At 59.5% G+C, this 19,471-nt stretch carries 20 protein-coding genes and 1 riboswitch; of the genes, 2 read left to right on the top strand and 18 right to left on the bottom strand.

What is annotated here, in order from left to right:
• Window positions 1-15 precede the first annotated feature (15 nt).
• From Q1B13_RS04735 to Q1B13_RS04720, 4 genes are all read right to left on the bottom strand, one after another.
• Window positions 16-1,386 (bottom strand): tetratricopeptide repeat protein, encoded by a 1,371-nt coding sequence (locus Q1B13_RS04735; protein ID WP_299076502.1) that lies wholly within the window; start codon window positions 1,384-1,386, stop codon window positions 16-18.
• Window positions 1,387-1,565: 179 nt separating this feature from the next.
• Complete coding sequence (locus Q1B13_RS04730) at window positions 1,566-2,750, bottom strand: CaiB/BaiF CoA-transferase family protein (RefSeq protein ID WP_299076499.1); 1,185 nt, start codon at window positions 2,748-2,750, stop codon at window positions 1,566-1,568.
• Window positions 2,737-4,356 (bottom strand): thiamine pyrophosphate-binding protein, encoded by a 1,620-nt coding sequence (locus Q1B13_RS04725; RefSeq protein ID WP_299076497.1) that lies wholly within the window; start codon window positions 4,354-4,356, stop codon window positions 2,737-2,739. The genes Q1B13_RS04730 and Q1B13_RS04725 overlap by 14 nt, the downstream gene beginning before the upstream one ends.
• A 79-nt stretch (window positions 4,357-4,435) precedes the next feature.
• Window positions 4,436-4,894, bottom strand: a complete 459-nt coding sequence (locus Q1B13_RS04720) for a DUF302 domain-containing protein (protein ID WP_299076494.1) — start codon at window positions 4,892-4,894, stop codon at window positions 4,436-4,438.
• A gap of 3 nt (window positions 4,895-4,897) precedes the next feature.
• Between Q1B13_RS04720 and Q1B13_RS04715 the strand changes: the two genes are divergently transcribed.
• The gene (locus tag Q1B13_RS04715; RefSeq protein WP_299799713.1) at window positions 4,898-5,395 is read left to right on the top strand and encodes a DUF1636 family protein; all 498 of its coding nucleotides are present in this window, start codon (window positions 4,898-4,900) and stop codon (window positions 5,393-5,395) included.
• Here Q1B13_RS04715 and Q1B13_RS04710 read toward each other — a convergent pair.
• The 9 genes from Q1B13_RS04710 to cbiE all read right to left on the bottom strand — a co-directional run bounded on the left by Q1B13_RS04710 (window position 5,383) and on the right by cbiE (window position 12,228).
• Window positions 5,383-5,877, bottom strand: a complete 495-nt coding sequence (locus tag Q1B13_RS04710) for a hypothetical protein (protein ID WP_299076489.1) — start codon at window positions 5,875-5,877, stop codon at window positions 5,383-5,385. The genes Q1B13_RS04715 and Q1B13_RS04710 overlap by 13 nt on opposite strands.
• 63 nt (window positions 5,878-5,940) lie before the next feature.
• Window positions 5,941-6,639, bottom strand: a complete 699-nt coding sequence (locus Q1B13_RS04705) for a CbtA family protein (protein ID WP_299076487.1) — start codon at window positions 6,637-6,639, stop codon at window positions 5,941-5,943.
• A gap of 4 nt (window positions 6,640-6,643) precedes the next feature.
• A complete protein-coding gene (locus tag Q1B13_RS04700) occupies window positions 6,644-6,814 on the bottom strand; it encodes a CbtB domain-containing protein (RefSeq protein ID WP_298936745.1) in 171 nt (56 codons plus the stop codon).
• Window positions 6,815-6,849: 35 nt separating this feature from the next.
• A riboswitch (cobalamin riboswitch) is annotated at window positions 6,850-7,059 on the bottom strand.
• A 43-nt stretch (window positions 7,060-7,102) separates the two neighbouring features.
• The gene (gene cobF, locus Q1B13_RS04695; protein ID WP_299076483.1) at window positions 7,103-7,846 is read right to left on the bottom strand and encodes a precorrin-6A synthase (deacetylating); all 744 of its coding nucleotides are present in this window, start codon (window positions 7,844-7,846) and stop codon (window positions 7,103-7,105) included.
• Window positions 7,839-8,567 (bottom strand): uroporphyrinogen-III C-methyltransferase, encoded by a 729-nt coding sequence (gene cobA, locus Q1B13_RS04690; RefSeq protein ID WP_298936743.1) that lies wholly within the window; start codon window positions 8,565-8,567, stop codon window positions 7,839-7,841. The genes cobF and cobA overlap by 8 nt, the downstream gene beginning before the upstream one ends.
• The gene (locus tag Q1B13_RS04685; protein WP_298936742.1) at window positions 8,564-9,880 is read right to left on the bottom strand and encodes a cobyrinate a,c-diamide synthase; all 1,317 of its coding nucleotides are present in this window, start codon (window positions 9,878-9,880) and stop codon (window positions 8,564-8,566) included. Before Q1B13_RS04685 ends, cobA begins: the two co-directional genes overlap by 4 nt.
• Window positions 9,873-10,667, bottom strand: coding sequence for a precorrin-4 C(11)-methyltransferase (gene cobM, locus Q1B13_RS04680; protein WP_299076480.1), 795 nt, complete (start codon window positions 10,665-10,667; stop codon window positions 9,873-9,875). Before cobM ends, Q1B13_RS04685 begins: the two co-directional genes overlap by 8 nt.
• Window positions 10,664-11,032: a cobalamin biosynthesis protein gene (locus Q1B13_RS04675; protein ID WP_299076477.1), complete on the bottom strand. Its 369-nt coding sequence runs from the start codon at window positions 11,030-11,032 to the stop codon at window positions 10,664-10,666. The genes cobM and Q1B13_RS04675 overlap by 4 nt, the downstream gene beginning before the upstream one ends.
• Window positions 11,029-12,228, bottom strand: a complete 1,200-nt coding sequence (gene cbiE / locus Q1B13_RS04670) for a precorrin-6y C5,15-methyltransferase (decarboxylating) subunit CbiE (RefSeq protein WP_299076474.1) — start codon at window positions 12,226-12,228, stop codon at window positions 11,029-11,031. Before cbiE ends, Q1B13_RS04675 begins: the two co-directional genes overlap by 4 nt.
• On the opposite strand from cbiE, the gene Q1B13_RS04665 reads away from it, so the two are divergent.
• On the top strand, window positions 12,227-12,976 hold the full coding sequence (locus Q1B13_RS04665; RefSeq protein WP_299076471.1) for a cobalt-precorrin-6A reductase: 750 nt from the start codon (window positions 12,227-12,229) through the stop codon (window positions 12,974-12,976). The two genes, cbiE and Q1B13_RS04665, sit on opposite strands and share 2 nt — an antisense overlap.
• Here the strand turns inward: Q1B13_RS04665 and cobJ are convergent.
• From cobJ to cobN, 5 genes are read right to left on the bottom strand one after another with little or no spacing between them, the layout of a single operon-like run.
• The gene (cobJ, locus tag Q1B13_RS04660; protein ID WP_299076468.1) at window positions 12,949-13,701 is read right to left on the bottom strand and encodes a precorrin-3B C(17)-methyltransferase; all 753 of its coding nucleotides are present in this window, start codon (window positions 13,699-13,701) and stop codon (window positions 12,949-12,951) included. The two genes, Q1B13_RS04665 and cobJ, sit on opposite strands and share 28 nt — an antisense overlap.
• On the bottom strand, window positions 13,698-14,426 hold the full coding sequence (locus Q1B13_RS04655) for a precorrin-2 C(20)-methyltransferase (RefSeq protein WP_299076465.1): 729 nt from the start codon (window positions 14,424-14,426) through the stop codon (window positions 13,698-13,700). The genes cobJ and Q1B13_RS04655 overlap by 4 nt, the downstream gene beginning before the upstream one ends.
• Window positions 14,423-15,052 carry a precorrin-8X methylmutase gene (locus Q1B13_RS04650; protein WP_299076462.1) on the bottom strand — a complete coding sequence of 210 codons (630 nt, stop codon included), beginning with the start codon at window positions 15,050-15,052 and terminating at the stop codon, window positions 14,423-14,425. The genes Q1B13_RS04655 and Q1B13_RS04650 overlap by 4 nt, the downstream gene beginning before the upstream one ends.
• On the bottom strand, window positions 15,052-16,179 hold the full coding sequence (gene cobG / locus Q1B13_RS04645; protein ID WP_299076459.1) for a precorrin-3B synthase: 1,128 nt from the start codon (window positions 16,177-16,179) through the stop codon (window positions 15,052-15,054). Before cobG ends, Q1B13_RS04650 begins: the two co-directional genes overlap by 1 nt.
• Complete coding sequence (cobN, locus tag Q1B13_RS04640) at window positions 16,176-19,469, bottom strand: cobaltochelatase subunit CobN (RefSeq protein WP_299076457.1); 3,294 nt, start codon at window positions 19,467-19,469, stop codon at window positions 16,176-16,178. Before cobN ends, cobG begins: the two co-directional genes overlap by 4 nt.
• Between the last annotated feature and the right edge of the window lie 2 nt (window positions 19,470-19,471).

The following is a 19,471-nucleotide window of genomic DNA, read 5'->3' as shown; positions in this document are numbered from 1 at the left end:
TTCTTGGTCTTTTTGTTATTCTGCGGGGACGCTATGTGCGTCATCGCTGTCGCGAGCCGCGTCGATCAGGGCGCGGCGCGCAAGTGCGTAATTGTCTTCGCCACCAGCGCGTTTGGCGCGGCGGTCATCCAGGATACGTTCCACCGCCTCCAGACGACCTGCGCGCAGGCCCGAATCGATGGTTATGCGTTCGAATACATCGCGTTGGGCGTGGCTGCCACCGGCCAATTGCATCGATCCTCGGGCGTTCGACAAAAAGTCGAAGGCGGCGCCATATTGGCCGTCGCCAAACGCCTCTAAACCTTTGGCCGCTGCGACACCGGGATCGGACATACGGATAGGTGTATCCCCATGATTACGCCTGGCGTCTTTCTGAATACGTTGCAGCATTTTGCCAGTGGCCTCGGACCGGTTGTCGCCGGTCAAAGCCAGCAAATAGTGCAGGTCTGCAAAAATCAGACACCCGTCTTCGGTCCGTGCCGCACTCAGATCGGCCAGTTCTTCCCATCTATTGCCGACATCCACGCCTTCCAATTCCAGGCGTGAGAGCAACGATGTGGCGTTTGAAATGTCCCGATAATCGTCAGTCTTATCCCGGCGGATATGTTCGTCATACAGCTCTATCACGTTGTCGACCTGACCAAGATCCAGATGCATCAAAGCCTTATGCCACCAGACGTGATAGCGAAAGTTGTTGCAATGCGCCCATGCGTCCTCGCGTCCGGCCAGCCAATCGAGGCCCAGCTTCGCGTTTCCGGTCATTTCATGGACATGTGCAACCGCGTGGAGTCCCCAAGCATCGTCAGACACCATCCAAAGAGCTTGACGACCTGCGATCTCGGCTTTTTCGTAGGCACCGGTTTCTTCCAGCGCGAAGGAATGACAGCCAAGCAGATACCCACGCCCGGCATGGTCGGGCTCATAAGCGGGCATGACGCGCTCGATCGAGCGGCGCATACCCTCGGAATCGCCAAGTACGAACCGTGTCGCATGGCTGAGCTTCATGGCCAGCGTATCGTCGGGATGGGTACGCAAAATCTCTTCGAATTTCTGCACAGCTTGTGTAGGCAGGTCGGCCAGATACAGCTCTAACGCTTGGACATACAGCTTTTCACGCGCCGAAACTGGCTGTCGCTGCATTGCTGTATTGGCCGCCGCCAGTGCTTCACTAGCAACCGGCAACATCTCGCGTCGGCCCAGCAGAACCATGAACAAGCCCTTGATCGCGTGACCCAGCGCGAAATCAGGTTCCAGTTCCAGTACTTTTCCCAAGTGCTGCGGCGTGACCGCAGCATGCGCCATGAACCCCAGCAGAACACCATTCCAGGCGTCGACACTTGCCGTCTGGGTCAGGGTGTTCATTTGTCCAAAAACGTCTTGTTTCATACTTGGGTCCAATCTGATTGCGACATTTGTCATTGTTCGATGTAACAGAGTGTGCAGGCGGCTCGTAACAGTATCGACCCTGCTCTCGAATTGGTGAAAACCCGTGTGTGCAAAAAACGAAAAAAACCGCCGATTCAACGGCATGTTTCAGCAAGTTGCCGCCTAAAGAGGCAAGTGTTTCAATCCTCGAACGGGTTTTCGGCGCTTAGAACACGATCTGTGTCCGCCCCAAAAACAGGCGGAGCATCACGGTATGTTACGGGCGTGCGCGACAGATTCAGGGGATTCCCAATCAATTGGACTTCGCCTGGTTGGGCCTGCATGGCGAATTGCATCTTTCGGGCCGTGACCTGCTCTGTTGAGAAAACCTGATCAAGCGTCTGTACTGGTCCGACAGGTACCTTCCGTGATTCGAGCTCTGAAATAACGGTGGTCGTACTGTGGTTTTTCAGGGCAGGGCGCAAAACTGCGTTCAATGCGTCCCTGTTATCCAGTCGTGCGGGATTGGTGGCAAAGCGTGGATCATCCGCAAGCGTGTCTTGTTCAATAAACGCGCAGAACCGTTTAAATTGGCTGTCATTTCCAACCGCCAGAATGACGTGGCCATCGGCCGTTTCATAGACCTCATAGGGCACGATATTGGGATGCCCATTTCCGCGACGTTCGGGGACAGAGCCTGAGGTCAAGTAGTTCACGCCTTCGTTTATTAGCCAGGCCACTTGCGTATCGACCAAAGCCAGATCGATCTGTTGACCCTCGCCGGTCAGATCGCGGTGGCGCAGGGCGGCTAGAATGCCAACGGCGGCGTACATGCCGCACATCACATCCGCGATGCCAACACCCACTTTCATCGGCGCGCCATCCGGATCGCCGGTCAGGGACATGATCCCACCATACCCCTGCGCCATCAGGTCATAGCCGGGTTTGCTGGCATTGGGGCCGGTCTGACCGTAGCCCGAGATTGAACAGTAAACGAGGCCGGGAAGATCATCCGCCAAGCTTTTGTAATCCAGCCCGTATTTAGCCAACCCGCCGGGTTTGAAGTTTTCGATCAGGATATCTGCATGGGACGCCAATCGCTTGATTTCAACCTGTCCCTCGGGCGTGGTTATGTCGATGGCCGCGGATTTCTTGTTGCGGTTGGCTGACATGAAATACGCGCTCAGATCCGAGCGGTTGCCATCGGAGTCTTCAACGTAAGGCGGGCCCCATTGACGGGTATCATCGCCGCCTGTGGCCGGGTTTTCGATCTTGATGACGCTGGCGCCCAGATCGCCCAACAATTGCGTGCAAGTCGGTCCGGCCAAAATGCGAGAGAGATCCAGAACCTTGACGCCCTTCAGTGGCCCATCAGATGCGGCCATCGTAACCTCCTCGGTCGATTTCTGCGGCAATGACGGTAAAGCGGTCGGCTGCCTGGGCTGCGTCCAGTGCGGCCCGCAGTTCCTGTCGGTTGTGCACGGTGTGACCGTAGCCGCCAAGCGCGCGACCTAGGGCGGCAAAGTCATGACGATCAAAATCGACACCGCGATTGCCCATCTGCCTTTGGCGCTGCTTCAGCTCGATAAGCGCGAGGCTTGCGTCGACAAAGACCAGAAAGATCGGGTTGCCACCCATCTCAGACGCTGTCGATAGCTCTCCGGCGACCATAAGGAACCCGGCATCGCCGGAGAAACTGATGACCGGGCGCTGGGGCTCAACCAGTTTCAGGCCGATCGCCATGGGCACTGCACAGCCCATGGTGCACAATGCAGACGATTGGATCAGGCCGCGCGCCTCGTTACAGTTCCACATCTGGCTCAGCAGGATGCGGTGCGCGCCGCTGTCGGCCGTTGCAAGCGTTTCAGCAGGCAGAGCGGCCCGTGTTTCCGCAATAACTGCGGCAGGCCCCCATTCATCATCCGTCGGGAAAGCCCGAGCCAATGCGGTTTTGACCTGATCGGGTTCACTATTGGGCCAAGTCGCCCGGGCAGGATTTCCTTTGGCAATTGCTTCAAGGGTTGCGCCGGTGTCAGCCACCAGATTCAATCCTGCCTGATGCATGTAGTGATCGTTCACCACCGCAGAAATATCGATCACGCGCGTTTCTTCAGGATCCCAGATTTCACGCCAGCCGGGGCGCATTTCGATTGGATCATAACCAAGACAAAGAACCAGATCGGCCTGCTCCACCAAGGGGACAAGATGTTGATCCGCCAAAGGTGACAACCCGGCCCCGCCAAGACACAGGGGATGATCCTCAGGCACCACGCCTTTGGCTTTGTACGTTGTCACGAAAGGGATGCCGAAATGTTCCAAAAACGCCTGAACAACGCTGCTCGATCCGTCATACAAAACGTCCAGACCAACAATGGCAAAGGGGCGTTCTGCCTCGGCCACCCAGCGTCGGGCTTTTTCAAGACAATTGCCCTCAGGCGCGACGGCGGCGGCTTTCGCCAATCTGCGCCGTTTCGGCGAACTGACGCGCGTATCCGCAACCGAGATTGGGACATCAATATGAACCGGACCGGGTCGAGGCTGTGTGGCGAGCGACACGGCCTTGTCCGCAACGATATCTGCGCCCTCGGCGGTCAACAGGTATGTGCCTTTGGTGATCGAACGGTAGACCTGGCTGTGATCCATGACCTGATGGGTGTAAGTCAGCGCCTCATCCGCCTCGACACACCCAGTCAGAACGATCATGGGCACACGGTCCTGCAGCGCATTGGCAACCACGTTGATGCCATTCATCGCGCCGGGGCCAAGCGTGGCCACAAGGATTGCAGGCGCACCGTCGCGGTGATGCACAGCCTCGGCCATGAAACCGGCGGCGTTTTCATGTTTGGTCAGATGAAACGTGATTCCAGCCTGTTCCAGCGCATCAACCAAAGTCAGAACTTCACCACCCGGCATGCCAAATGCGTGGCGGCATCCGGCCTCGTAAAGGCGTTGGGCCAGAAGATCAGCCGCGCGGGGAGGGGTGTCCTGCATCAATCGTGCTCCGAATTACTCAATGTGACGCAGATTGCGGAGGACGCACCCGGACGCAAGGCGGATCACGCCAGTGTGACTATTTGACAGCGTTTTCTGCGATGTCCTGAAACCTGTTATCCAATTCTGATGCGATATCAGACAAGGCTTCGCCCCCCTCATAAACGTAAGGTGCAAAGACAAAACTTGGCGTTTTGTAAGACAGTGTCGCCGTGCCGTCGTCATCTTCCGTGACATAAAATCGGATGGGAGCCTCAATCATGGCAGCGGTTGAGGTTTCAAGCACGCGCACGGCAAAGTCGTTGTTGAAAACACCGATCACCCTGTTGCCCGGAATCGTGATCCCTCGCGCGGCTGCCGCTTTGGTTGGCCCGGCCTGCGTGACAACGATCAGCCCGTTTTCTTTCACCGCTGCTTTTGTATCCGCCACCAGTTCTTCGTAGCTTTTCCCGGTGTCGTAAACAGCCCAACCGGACAAAGCTTCGTCGGCCAGTGTAGGTAAGGCCAGCAGACATATGATTGCCCCAAGAACTTTCATCCGATGACCTCCGCTTTTTTGGTCGGACCCTTGATGCCAGAAATCGGACGGATACGCACTCACATTCTTGTGCGGTCCAACGTGACGCGGACTTGCGCCTTAGTCGGAAAAGCCGCAGAAACAGGGAAAACGAAAGGCAAGCTAAACGTGGCCCAGACTCGCATTCTCATTTGCAACAGCTGTTCCGGCACCCGTGATCGCGATGCCGAGCGTCAGGCTGTGGCGCGCGCGCTTGCCAAGGCAGGTCTGGCAGAGCGTATTGAGCTTGCCGAGCATGCTTGTTTCAATGGCTGTCAGGATCCGGTGGCGCTGGCGCTTCAGGGGGACGGCATGGCCTCTTACGTGTTTTCCGGGGTCGATGTGGCGGCGGATGCGGATGATATTGCGGCAACCTGCCAGACCTATCTGGGTAGCCCTACGGGCTGGATTGAAGACGCCCGGCCATGCGGGCGGCTTCGTTTGTGTTTGCGAACGCGCATACCGGCGCTTCAGTCGACCTGAATCACTTGTGAGGCGCTGACGGGAACCCCGTCGACCACTAGCTGGCTGTGGCTGTTGCTGTTCAGCGAAACCTCGATTTCAACCTCGCCCTTGGGCAGGTCTGCAAGATGCATCCAATTGCCGTAGAGCCGCGCGAGCTTTAGGCCATTGGCATATACATGCGCGTGCCCTTTGCCCGGTTGGTCCGCAGCAGATGCGCTTTCCGGTGCGAATTCGAAGTTTTGCGGCAAGACATGCAGGTTCCAACCGGCCATGGGGTCTTTGACCACAGTAACTTTCACGCTGGGCGTGTTTGGTCCAGTAGGCAAGTTGATCACTGCAGAATGATCATGCGCTGCGGTCTCGGCCTGATGGCCTCCATGATGCGCGGGATCAGAATGATCATGGCCATCAAACGTGACGCCGTTGGCCGCAGCCAGCACAAAGCCAGCCCCACCACCAAAGATCAGGCCAATTGCAAACAAAGCAAGTGAGCGGGACATCTTGTATCCTTGAAAAGGGAAAAGCCCGCCGGGGTGGTTCCCGACGGGCCGTTAAGTCGCCAGTTAGGCGTGCGCTTCGGCGTGCTTAGCCTCTTTTTGCCAAAAGTATCCTGCAAAAGACCCAACCAGAACCCAAGCGGCCAAACCGATGCCAAACGCACGCGCCGCGAATAGGGCGCCGATCTCGGTCGGGACGGGGCCGGTGAAAAACTCCGGCTCGGGCGCGCCGATGATATGAGGCGCCATCAGCAGAACCGCAGCGAACACATAGCTGATGAGGTTGGAACCAAAAGCGATCAACCACATGGCTACGGCAGCGGTTGCAACGGTCGCAAACCACCAGATCTGACGTGCGAAGACGTCAGCGGCGGCCACTCCCGGCACTTCGGGTGCCAGGGTGAAACCCGGTGCGAAATGCACTGCGACAAATCCGGCAAGCCCCCACAATACACCCGTTCGGCCATCAACCTTGTGGCCTTGTCCTTCGGCAATCGACATAAGTGCCACAACAATCAGTGTGTAGCCGGTGTAAGTCAGCATCGTGAAGATTACGCTAAGGGCGTCACGCTGAAGATCCGAGAACATGCCTGGCAGTTCGGGATGGGCGGTGACGGCCGCGCCGCCGAAATGCACCAACTCACCTGATTCATATAGCTCTGCGTGCAGCAATACGGGTTGCACGAACAACAACTGCAGCAAGGCGGCAATCAGCCCCGCTGCAGCGCCAGCGAACAAAGCGCTGGTCAGAATGCGACTGAACATGAGCTCAGTGGCAGGGGAAGCCGGTGGCGTGACGCACGTCATGGGCGGCGTCATGCAGCGCGGATGCCTGCACGTGACCTGCCAGCGTGACGATGCCAAGGCCCAGAACCACTGCGAAAACCGCTGGAATTAGGCCTGCGCGCGAGGCGGATGCCTTAAGTGTTTGTGTTGTCATTTCTTGTCCTCCTGTGCCGTCGCACCCGACGGCCGGTGTTTCAATACTCGCCTGGCAGGTCTCCTGGCTCGCGGGTCGGTGCCTCTGTTCGCCTTCCCCCCAAAACTTCGGGAGTGGCTGGTTGAACACAGGCTCACCGCTTACAGTCGCGGGGGCGGCTTTGGATTAGACTTCAAAGGAAGGCGCACCAAATTCCCTCTTAGCATCCGGATATCTCCGGCAGGACCAGACGCCTCCATTTAGCCGGGAACGTCGCGCCGACGCAATCGCCATTTGCGACGTTTCGTGTCACACAGCGCGTTTTTTCAGGATATAGATATCCATGATCCAGCCATGATCAGCCCTGGCTTGTGCGCGGGTTGCAAGGATGTCTTCGGCCACTTCATCCAACGGTCCATGGATCAAGATTTCTTCTGTCATACCCACATAAGCGCCCCACCAGATGTCATAATCTGCCATTGCAAGGCTTTGAAACGAACATTCCCCATCCAGCATGACCGCGATTGTCAATATGGCTTCGGGCCAGCCTTCGTCACGCAGGCGGCGGCCGGTCGTAACGACATAGGGCGCGCCGATGTCGTTTATTGGAATTCCGTGCGCTGCGGTTAATGCCTGCAGAGCGGTAATGCCCGGGATCACGCGTTTGACGGGTTTGGGCTCCAACCGCGCGGCGATTCGAAGAGAGCTGTCATAAAGCGAAGGATCCCCCCAAATCAGCAACGCAACATTGCGCGCGTTTGGGTGCGCGTCGATTGCGTCCTGCCACCGTAGCGCGATGGCATCATGCCAGTCATCGACACCCTGCAGATAACCGTCATCACCGCGTCTTTTGGGAATGTCGAAATAAGCAATCGTCGGTTGGGTGTCCGTCACTTGCGCAATGATCTGCTCGCGTATTCCGGCCAGATCGGCTTTGTTCTCGCCCTTGCGCGGAATCAAGATCAAGTCCGCTGCGCGGATGGCTTCAGCACCCTGAAAGGTGACATGGTCTGGATTGCCGGTACCGATGCCAACCAGATTCAGTTCATACATCGTCGAACTCCGCCAACGGGCCATACAAGATCAGCGCCGGAGCGGTTCCGATCTCGGATTGCAGCCTGTCCGACAAAGCCCCGATGGTCGATCGATGCAGCACTTGATCAGGGGTCGACACGGATTCGGCCATGAGCGCGGGTGTGTCCAGAGGCAGGCCATGCGCGTGTAACGCCTCGACCAGCAATGGAAATGTCCGTTTGCCCATGAAGACAACGGTTGTGGCGTATGCATCTGCCAGCGCGGGCAGGTTCAGATCCTCCGGCAGTTTGCCGCTGACATCATGGCCGGTCACAAATTGAACCCGCCGCGCGGTCAGACGCCGGGTCAAAGGAATACCTGCGGCCGCTGCCGCTGCGATGGCGGACGGAATGCCCGGTATGATCTCGTAGTCGATCCCAGCCTCGCGCAGGGCCACCAGTTCTTCCTCCAATCGCCCGAACAACCCGCCGTCACCGGACTTCAACCGAACAACCCGGGCGCCAGTTTCGGCATACTCAACCAACAACCGGCTGACATGGTTCTGTTTTGGTGAAGGGCGGCCTGCGCGTTTGCCGACGCCCACCAGATCCGCATCATCACGCGCATGGGTCAGAATCGGACCACTGCTCAGATCATCAAACAGCACTGCGTCGGCGTTTTGCATCCGATCGACGGCTTTCAGGGTCAACAACTCCGGATCACCGGGGCCAGAGCCGATGAACGAGACAAACCCGCTCATGCCGAGGCCTCTGCAATCAGGTGAAAGAACGTGCCCGTCACATTGCCGCGAACGGACCCGGTTTGTGGCCCTTCGGCGCCTTCGGCGTCAAAAACCCGGGCCAGAGGGGCGTCTGGCTGGTCCACGATTGAAGAATAGTGGAATTCGTGCCCGCGTAGGGCTGTACCAGCAGTAAGCCCGGGCATGGGCGCCAGCAATTCGGCTTTGCGGTAGCCCAAGTTGAATTTGCGCTTTTCATAAGATGTCACAAGGCCCAGCAGACCGGCCATCTTGTGGCGCATGCCTTCCTTGTCAATCAAACCTTCGCCCAATGCCATATAGCCACCGCATTCACCATGGACAGGTTTGGTTTCGGCGTGTTTGCGTAGCCCTGCCAGGAATGTCTCGGCAGCGGCTAACTTGCCTGCATGCAACTCGGGATACCCGCCCGGCAACCACACGATGTCGGCATCTTTTGCTGGGGCTTCATTGGCCAAAGGGGAAAACGGCAGAACCTCTGCCCCGGCAACGCGCCAGCCTTCCAACAGATGCGGGTAGGTGAATGAAAACGCGGCATCCTGCGCCAATGCAATCCGCTGGGCTGGAGGCCGCGGCAGCGCGGCTGACGACGGCCCGTAGGGGCCGGAGGAAGCCGCACGTTTGATCGCCTCAAGATCCACATGTTCACGCAGAAACGCAGCGTATCCGGTGATGGCGCTTTCTAGATCGGGATGCTCGACAGCTTGGATAAGACCCAGATGCCGCTCTGGCAGGGTCAGATCGCCCCGACGTGGCAGGACCCCCAAAACGGGCAGCCCCGCGCGCTCCATGCCCAATCGGGTCAGGCGTTCATGTCTGGGGCTGGCGCACCGGTTCAGGATGACACCGGCAAAGGGCAGGTCGGGGTTGTACATCCGAAATCCCAAAGCAGTGGCCGCTGCCGATTGCGCCTGTCCACCCACGTCCAGAACCAGAACAACGGGCCATCCCATGCGCAGGGCGGTTTCTGCGCTGGTTCCATGCCCCAGCTCCCCTGGTTTTGCGACGCCATCGAACAAGCCCATCGACCCTTCGGCCACCACAATATCCGCGCCTTCTGCCTGTGCCGAAATCGCGTTCAGCAAAGGCTCTCCCATCGCCCAGCTGTCCAGATTGAACGAGGCGCGACCCGCAGCTGCCCGGTGAAAGGCCGGGTCGATGTAATCCGGTCCGCTTTTGAAGGGCTGAACGGTCAAGCCGTCATCTGCCAACGCCCGCAACAGGCCCAGCATCACGGTTGTCTTACCAGTGCCCGAGGATGGGGCTGAAATCAAAAGGCCGGGGGGGTTAGTCATCTCCGTGGCTCCAGCTTGACCAAGGGCTTTCAGCGCTTTGCGGGCGATAGCGGCGATCATAGGTTCGCGAATACAAACAGCTTTCGTCGAACCCTTCACCAGCCAGTGCAGGGCCAACCAAAATCAATGCCGTGCGCGAGATGCTGTCGTCCAAGGCTTCTTTCGCTGTGCCCAAGGTCGCGCGAATGACACGCTCATCCGGCCAGCTTGCGCGGTAGACAACCGCCACCGGGCAGTCCGAGCCATAGGCTGGGGACAGGTCGTCAATGACCTTGTCCAGATTCCCAATCGAGAGATGAATGGCCAGGGTCGCGCCCGTTTTGGCAAAGTTCACCAGTGTTTCGCCTTGGGGCATCGAAGAGGCCCGTCCAGGCGTGCGGGTCAAGACCACCGATTGCGCCAGTCCCGGCAGCGTGAGTTCAGTCCCCAATGTTGCCGCTGCTGCGGCAAATGAGGGCACGCCAGGCGTGACGCTGACCGGAATACCCATCTCTTTCAAACGCCGGATTTGTTCGCCCATTGCGGACCAGACTGACAGGTCGCCTGAATGCAACCGGGCCACGTCCTGTCCCGCCGTATGGGCGGTCTGGATTTCTGCCATGATCTGATCCAGATCCATTGGTGCCGTGTTCACGACCCTTGCGCCTTCTGGGCAGTGGCCCAGAATTTCCTCTGGCACCAGCGACCCGGCATACAGGCACACCGGGCAGGACGCGATAAGGTCGCGCCCGCGCAAGGTCAGCAGGTCGGCGGCGCCGGGTCCGGCACCGATGAAATGAACGGTCATGTTTGTCCTCCGATGGCGACGGCGCAGGTCGCAAGCCGGTCGTCTGAAATCTGTCTGGGTGAAAGTAGCCGTGCGCCAGATCCGGCGGTGGCAATGGCGGATGCTTCGGCGACGCTGCCGGTGCCGTATGCGGCACGGCTGCGAGGCGAACAAGTAAGGGTGTGTTGGGCAGCCAAATCTTCAGGCGCGACGAAATGCAGGGGCAGGGCGGTTGTCGCAACAAACTCCGCCAAAGCGGCATGGCCTGTCTTGTCCAAAACCGTGGCCAGCGCGTCCACGGTATGTCCACAACATGCCTTGTCAAAGGCTGCCCTTAGGCTGTCCGCCGTGGCGGTCGAAGAAAACCCAAGCCCTGCAACGATCATAGAGTCACGCTCCACTGCACCACCGGGTAGGCAGACTTCCAACCGCGCCGCGGGCCCAACGCACCAGCTTGCGCCAGTTCGATACGCAGCAGGTCCCCACCCAATTTTCCGTGCCATGCCGCTAGGAGCGCTTCGCTTTCCAAAGTAACAGCGTTTGCGACCAGACGGGTGCCCGTGCGCAGGTTCGCCCGAAGCCAGTCCAGCAACTCAGTACTGAGCCCGCCACCGACAAAGACAACATCTGGCAGGGTCAAACCGTTCAGGGCGCCAGGGGCGGTTCCATGAACAACGTCCAATCGATCCTGCCCTAAGCTGTCGGCATTGCGGCGAATACGGCTGGCCCGATCTTCCAACGGTTCAATCGAGGTAGCGGTCAGCGTCGGATCGCACATCAACCATTCGATGCTGATCGACCCGGTGCCGCCTCCAATATCCCAAAGATGTTCACCCCGTCGCGGGGCCAACGCTGACAGCGTCAGCGCGCGAATAGGGCGCTTGGTAATCTGCCCATCCGTTTCGAATATGTCGTCCGGTTTACCTGCAACTTTTGGCAGAGCCCGGCCATCCCCCGCAACATCAAGACCGACGCAGACCGGATGCTCAAACGTCTCAAGCAGTGCTTGGGTCAGCGACATGCTGCGCGCCCGTTCGCGCGGTCCGCCAAGCGCCTCCATGACGTGCAGCGTTGTGTCGGCAAATCCGGTTTCTGTCAGATAGGTCGCCAGTTCCGCCACCGCTTGCCCGTTGCGCAGCAGCAGGATTGTTCGCAACCCTGATGACAAGTGAGGGCGCAGCCGCGTCAGCGGGGCGGCGTGCAGGCCAAAGGTCAGCGTGGTTTCCAGCGGCCAACCCAGCCGCGCTGCAGCCAGTGAAAATGTGGATTGCCCGGGGATCGAGACCCACTCTCCGGCATCGAAACTGCGCGCGATAACCGATCCTGCGCCAAACCAGAACGGATCACCCGAGGCCAGAACGACTGTCGGCCGCCCCCGCAATTTGGTTAGGATTGGCAAACCATCAGCAAATGGAACCGGCCATTCAACACGTTTTGCGCCGGTTTCAGGAATCAGCGACAGATGCCGCGGCGGCCCCATGATGATTTCGGCCCGGTCCAGCACTTGACGGCTTGCCGGTGACAGGCCATCCAGTCCATCTTCGCCCAACCCCAGAATGGTCAGCCACGGAGCTTTATGCATGCCCAACCTCCTGATCCTTGGCGGCACGACCGAGGCCAATGCGTTGGCCCGAAGCATAGCTGACCTTGGCGTTTCCGCGACCTATTCTTATGCCGGACGCGTCGACACGCCGCGGTCGCAACCTTTGCCGGTACGGGTTGGTGGGTTTGGTGGGGCCGAAGGACTGGCGCGTTACATTCAGGATCACGGGATCACCCATGTGATTGATGCGACACATCCCTTCGCGGCACAAATGAGCCGAAATGCGATTGACGCATGTGTTTCTACGGGTGTTCACTTGGCTGCGCTGACCCGACCAGCGTGGGCACATCAAGACGGGGATCGCTGGCAACGAGTTCCCGATGTCACGGCCGCTGTTGACGCATTGGCTGGTCCGGCGCAGCGGGTCTTTCTGGCCATTGGACGAATGCACCTTGATGATTTCGCAGACCAACCTCAGCACCGCTATTTGTTGCGCCTGGTGGATGAGCCCGAAGCATTGCCATTGCCGAACGCGGACGTGGTGGTGGCGCGTGGGCCGTTCACGCTTGAAGGTGATCGCGCATTGATGGAGCGCCACGGCACCCAAGTGGTGGTGTCCAAGAATGCGGGTGGCAAGGGTGCGCGCGCCAAACTGGATGCCGCGCGCGCGTTGGGTATACCTGTCGTCATGATTGATCGCCCAGCATTGCCACTGCGGACAGAACTGTCGAGCGTCGCGCAGGTGTTGGACTGGCTGGATCATTCCGGTGTGAACCTCGGGGTGTAGACAATTGGAGTCCCGGACCGCTCAATTACTCGTGTCAGCGACGATCCTACAATCACCACTGTCTGCATATCTGCCATGTCCGGCGTCGCCTCGGCCAGAGTTGAAATGCCGATCGCCTCGTCCGGGCGTGAAACTGCCCTTGCAAACAGGATCAGCCGTTCGGGCCCGCATTCCTCGCGCAGGATTTCCAGCGTTTTAACAAAACCTTCCGGGCGAGACTTCGAGCGAGGATTATAAAACGCCATTGCGAAATCCGCCTGAGCGGCCAGACGCAACCGGTTCTCGATCAAGGGCCAGGGTTTGAGATTGTCACTGAGGTTAATGGTGCAAAAATCGTGCCCCAAGGGTGCACCGGCGCGGGCCGAGGCAGCGAGCATTGCGGTGATCCCGGGCAATACATCGATTGGAATGTTGCGCCACGTGTCCGGGCCGTTTTCCAGCGCTTCAAACACAGCCGCCGCCATGGCAAACACGCCGGGATCGCCTGAGCTTACGACGACAACGCGCCTTCCGTCTGCGGCCATTTGCAGGGCGTGCTGGGACCGGTCGATTTCAACCCGGTTATCACTGGCATGCAGGGTAAGCCCCTCGCGCTCGGCGACCCGTGCAACATAGGGGATGTAACCAACGATATCCGTCGCGTCCGCCAGCGCGGCTGTGACTTCGGGTGTCACCAGATCGTCATTGCCGGGGCCAAGGCCTGCAATCTTGATCCATCCCGTCATGGTCGCCGTCCCTGGCCGTGCACAATTATGATCGAAAAATATGGGGTTACCTTATCGCAAGCCTCAGACAGCTTCGTCACTGTCTGGTTCGGCATCTGCGCATACTCTACGATCCACGCACGCTCATAAACGCCAGCCTTCTGCAGCGCCCGTTTCACTTTGTTGATATTGCGCCCAATTTTCATGACCACCAAAGCATCTGTTTGCGCCATCCGTTGCGCCAGATCTTCCTCGGGAAGGGTGCCCATCAGAATGGTCAGGACATCATCCCCCCAGGTGATCGGATCACCCGTAGCGGTCCAGGCGCCTGACATACCGGTGATGGCGGGCACAACATCTACGTTAACTTCATCGCGCAATCGATTGTAAAGATGCATGAAAGATCCGTAGAAAAATGGATCACCCTCACAAAGAACAATCACATCTTCGCCCTGATCCGACAAAGCTTTGAGACGTGCCGCGCAATCTTTATAGAATGCGGACAGCAACTCGTTGTAGCGTGGATCGCTGAGCGGGATTTCGGTTGTCACAGGGTATTCCATCGGGAATTCGATGGCGTCCTCAGGGATCATGCCGTTTACGATTTTGCGCGCCTGACCACTGCGGCCAGGTTTGCGGAAGAATGCGACGTGACGGGCGTTTCGCAACAGCCGGTCTGCCCGCACACTCATCAGGTCCGGGTCACCGGGGCCGAGGCCCACACCGTATATCTTACCAGCACTCATTCTTTGCGGCTCGCGATTGCGTTGATCGCGGCGACGGTGATGGCGCTGCCGCCCAAGCGACCTTTGACGATGCAGGACGGAACAGGCTGTGCCTCCCACAGCGCATCTTTCGATTCCACCGCGCCGACAAACCCGACCGGGCAACCGATAATGGCTGCAGGACGGGGGCAGTCGGGATCTTCCAGCATGTTCAGCAGGTGGAACAACGCGGTGGGTGCGTTTCCGATTGCCACCACAGCGCCGTCCAAGTCTGGACGCCATAGCTCCAGCGCGGCGGCTGAGCGGGTGTTACTCATCTCAGCGGCTAGCGGGCGTACGCGTTCGTCGTGCAAGGTGCAGATCACCTCATTGTCTGCGGGCAGGCGGAACCGGGTTACACCTTCGCTGACCATGCGTGCGTCGCACAGGATAGGCGCTCCTTTTTCCAAAGCGGCACGGGCCGCGTGCACAAAATCGGGCGAGAAATGCACAAACTCCTCCAGCCCGACCATCCCTGCAGCGTGGATCATGCGCACGGCGACCTGTTCTTCATCAGTGTCAAACCGGGCAAGATTGGCCTCGGACCGGATCGTTGCAAAGCTTCGTTTGTAGATCGCCGCGCCATCGGTTTCATATTCATAAGGCATCAGGTCAGGTCCATGGTCATAAGTGTGTTTGCGTCAAGCCCGCTTTGGCAGGGCTCATCCCCTGCACGGCCACGTTTGACAAGATTAAATCGCCCTGCCTTGCCTACCAAAGTGACATCCGCGGGCCCCATGCGGGCGCAGCCCTTTGCGCAACCTGAAACGTGCAGGCTGCCACCCACGCGCGGCGCCAGGGCACGGGCGATATCGCGCGTTTCCACCTGAGCCTGTGGGCAGAATGGTGCCCCGGTGCAGGCGTCGGTGGTCATCAGCGGGTCGGTGCGGTCTGTTACAAAGTCCGGGGCGGGTATCGCCGCCCCGCCTTCCAACAGTATCAACCGCCACGGGGTGACACGCAGGGCAGATGCGCCCGTGTTGTCAAACAGACTGCGCAGGCTGGCGGCGTGCAACTGGCCGAACGCCGCACCGTACACCACGCCTTGATCACAGGCGCCGGGGCGTAGGGCAGCTCCCACAGGTCCTGGCTCGTTGCCTTGCCAATCCTGCGGCAGGTTTTGAGAGGCGACCAAACGCGCCATGCGCCGTGCGTCCGTCGATGAGTTCTTTGAAAACCAACCCGCCAATGCAATCAGTTTGTCGATGGCTTCTTCCTCGGCGACACGGCGACCGGTTTCGGCACCATCGGCGCGCAAGATCAGGTCACCCGAGTTTAACTCCAGCCGAATGTCCGCGGAATCACCTGCCAGCAAACGCTTGGGCCCGGTATCTATGGCAAAACCAAACTTGGCGGGAAGGGACGGTAGTTCTCCCAACCGGTCGATCAAGCCTTGCGTCAACCGCATGGTCAGATCACCTGACCGGTAAAGCGGTGAGACCAGAATATTGCGCCGCACTTCTATACCCGATTCGGCATCCAGCAGATCCAGTTGTGCCAACTCTGTCAGCAACAGTTGATGATCATCGATCGCAACGCCACGCAGTTGCAGGTTCGCGCGGTTGGTCAGGTCGATTGTCCCGTTCCCAAATCGCTCTGCAAGGTCGCACAGGCCCAACACCTGACGTGTGTCCAACCGTGCCAGTCGCGGTCGGACCCGCACCACCAGCCCGTCGCCCGACATCATTGGCCGATGGGCGCCGGGGCACCAGCCCTGAACGATGGGCGCGCTCATCGCATCTTCTCCAGGTCGGCGCGGATCGAATTTCGGCGCGTGTCCCACAACCCGGCATCCAGCAATGCGCGAAATCTGTCCTGCATGGCTTGATGCGCCTGCGGGTTGGCGTCATGCAGGAAGGCGTCCACCTCAGCGTCGCCGAGGGTCGCGTCGTGATAAAGGTCGAATAGATGCGGTGCGACGGTGCCGGACAGATGCGCGAACGAGGCCATGTGATCCAGCGTCGCCGCGATCTCGGCGGCCCCGCGGAAACCATGCCGCTGCATGCCTGCGATCCAGCCGGGATTGGCCGCGCGGGCGTAGACGACGCGGCTGATTTCTTCGGGCAAGGTGCGGGCGCGGGGGGTGTCGGGGTTGGTATTGTCCAGATGGTACAGCTGCGCGGTGCCGCCGGTGACTTTCTTGGCGGCGGCAAAACCAGCCTCATGCGTGGCATAATCATTGGCCAACAGCAGATCGGTCTCGGTCAGGTCCTGCAGGTGCACAAAGCTGTCTGCTTGTGTGACGCGTTGGGTGATGCCGTCAAGATCCTGCGCAATGTGCTCGCCTTCCAACGCGTATGAGCTGGCGTTCAGCCACGCGTCGCCCGCTTGGATGCGTGCCTCATCCGTGTAGGTTTCGGACAGCTGCGTCATGTTCAGGCCATAGCTGCCCGGTGCCGGGCCATAGACCCGCGCAGCAGGCGCGAGACCGGCATACGGGTTCCAGTCTGCCGCTTCGTCGCGGTCCGACAAGGCACGCACGGCCTGACCGTACAAGGCCGACAGGGTTGGAAATACGTCGCGAAACAGGCCAGAGACGCGCAGCGTTACGTCCAGCCTCGGGCGGTCCAAATCGGTGATCGGCAAGACTTCGATGCCCGAAACGCGTTCAGATCCTGGATCCCAGACCGGTTTTACACCCAGCAGGTGCAGCGCCATGGCGAATTCTTCGCCCGCGGTGCGCATGGTGGCGGACCCCCACAGGTCAACGATCAGGCCCTTGGGGTAGTCGCCTTCTTCTTGCAGATGCCGGCGGACCAGTTCTTCGGCCAGTTTCACACCTTGGGTATAGGCCGCGCGGGTCGGCACCGACCTCGGATCGGTGGTATATAGGTTCCGCCCGGTCGGTAGCACGTCGGACCGTCCCCTATAAGGTGAACCGGAAGGGCCTGCCTCAATCCGTTTTCCAGCCAGCGCATCCAGCAACGCAGAGCGTTCTGCGTCGGCTGACGGTTCGGTATCGAAGCTGGCTGACACGGCAGGTTTGCGGCCATAGATATGTAACCCGTCTCCGAACTGGCTTTCTTTGATATCGCAGACAAATCGATCGATGCGGGTGATCGCCTCGGCGGTGCAACTGGCTTGGTTGAGGCTGAGATCGTTCTCCAACCCGATGGCTTTCGCTTCGTCGCGGATGTCTTCCTGCAATCTGTCGCGGCGCTTTGGATCCAGCCCATCGGCGTTCGAAAATTCATCCAACAGCGATTCCAGACGAACCATCCGGTCCGGCGTGCCGCTTTCCTTCATCGGTGGCGGGATGTGCCCCAGCGTGACCGCTCCGATCCGGCGTTTGGCCTGTGCGGCCTCGCCGGGGTCGTTCACGATAAAGGGGTAGATCACCGGCAGATCGCGGATCAGTGCCTCGGGCCAACACGTCGCGGACAGGGCTACGGACTTACCCGGCAGCCATTCCAGCGTCCCATGTGCGCCAATATGGATCAGAGCATCGGTGCCAAGACACTTTCGCAGCCACAGGTAAAAGGCGACGTATCCGTGGCGCGGAGTCCGGGACAGATCATGATATTCATCGTCTCGCAGCTCGGGTGTGCCGCGCTCCGGTTGCAATGCTACGAAAGCCTTTCCACGTCGAAGCGCGGTAAAGCGAAACGCGCCATCAGTTAGGGCAGGGTCGTCCTCAGGTTGGCCCCAGACGGCTTCGAGGTCTGATCGCAACTGCTCGGGCAGGTCCGCAAGCGCCGACAGGTAGTCCTCCAACGGCCAAGATATCCGGGCGTCCAGCAAGGTTTCGGTTATCGGCTCAGCCGGGCCAGTGTCGTAGCCTTCCGCCTGCAAATCACTCAACATAGCCTCGGCAGAGGCCAGTGCGTCCAGCCCGACAGCATGGGCCATTTGCCAGTCCTTGCCGGGATAGGTTGAAAGAACCAGAGTAGGCGTTTGCTTGGCCACAGGTTTTTCGCTGAGGTTCAGCCAACCTATTACCCGGTCGACAATCGCCTCAATCCGTTCGGCATCGGCGCGGTGGGCAAAACGAGAATACTCCAGATGCGGATCGCGTTTTCCCGGTTCCTTGAACGAGGCGATGCCTGCTGACACCCGCCCGTCCACTTCGGGCAGAACCACATGCATGGCGAGATCGGCTGGAGAGAGGCCGCGTTCTGCCTCGGCCCACGCCTTGCGGCGCGCGGTTGACAGGGCGACCTGAAACACGGGCACGCCCGCAGCGTCCAGCGGTGACGTACCCGACGCGCCCTTACCCGAGAATGAGGTGGCGTTAATGATGGCTGACGGGTTCAGCGCGACGACCTGATCCCGCAACCAATCTGCCGCAGCTGGTGCCTTCAGGGACGGTGCAAACATCCCAACGGCGTCCACCCCCCGGCCACGCAGGCTGCGGATCAGCGCAGCAACCGGCGCGGTGTCCGCCGAGGTCAGGTAAGCGCGGTAAAACGTGACAAGCGCGCGCCGGGCATCGCCAACAAACGCGGCTTCGGCTGGAATCACACCACGATCCGGGCACCATGCACCGCATTCGGGAATTGCCTTGGACCCCATTACAGGCCCGGCATAAAGTCCTGCTGCCAACGCCATCTGCGCCAGTGCCGCCTGCGCCGCGACTTCGCCCCCGGTGTCACACAGATGCGCCAACCGCCGTAAGGTCGAGACGGGCAGGGTCGAATAGTCGTCAAGCCGCGTATCTTCACGCCCATCCGCTGGCAGCACAGCCAGTGCGATGTCTTTGGTTTGGGCCAGTGACAGAACCTGTTGTAGGCCATAGGACCAGTAAGGCACGCCGCCAATAAGGCGGATCAAAATGCCTTTGGCGCCTTCCAGTGTTTGTTCCACGTATGTGTCAACAGAAAGTGGGTGCTTCAACGCCGTCAGATTCGCAAGCCGCAGCGTCGGCATCCGACCCTCGGATCCGCCACCGCGATGCCAGCCTGCCGCAAAAGCGCCAAGATCACTGTCGGAAAAGGACAGCACAATCAGATCCGCCGGGCTTTGGCCCAGATCGGTTGGGGTCTCGGTTTCCTCTAACCCGTGGCTTTCGCGGAAGACGACGTGCATGG

Source organism: uncultured Ruegeria sp., assembly GCF_947489545.1.
Taxonomy (GTDB): domain Bacteria; phylum Pseudomonadota; class Alphaproteobacteria; order Rhodobacterales; family Rhodobacteraceae; genus Ruegeria.
Note: the sequence above shows the minus strand (reverse complement) of the source record. Positions and strands in the feature narration are given on the sequence as shown.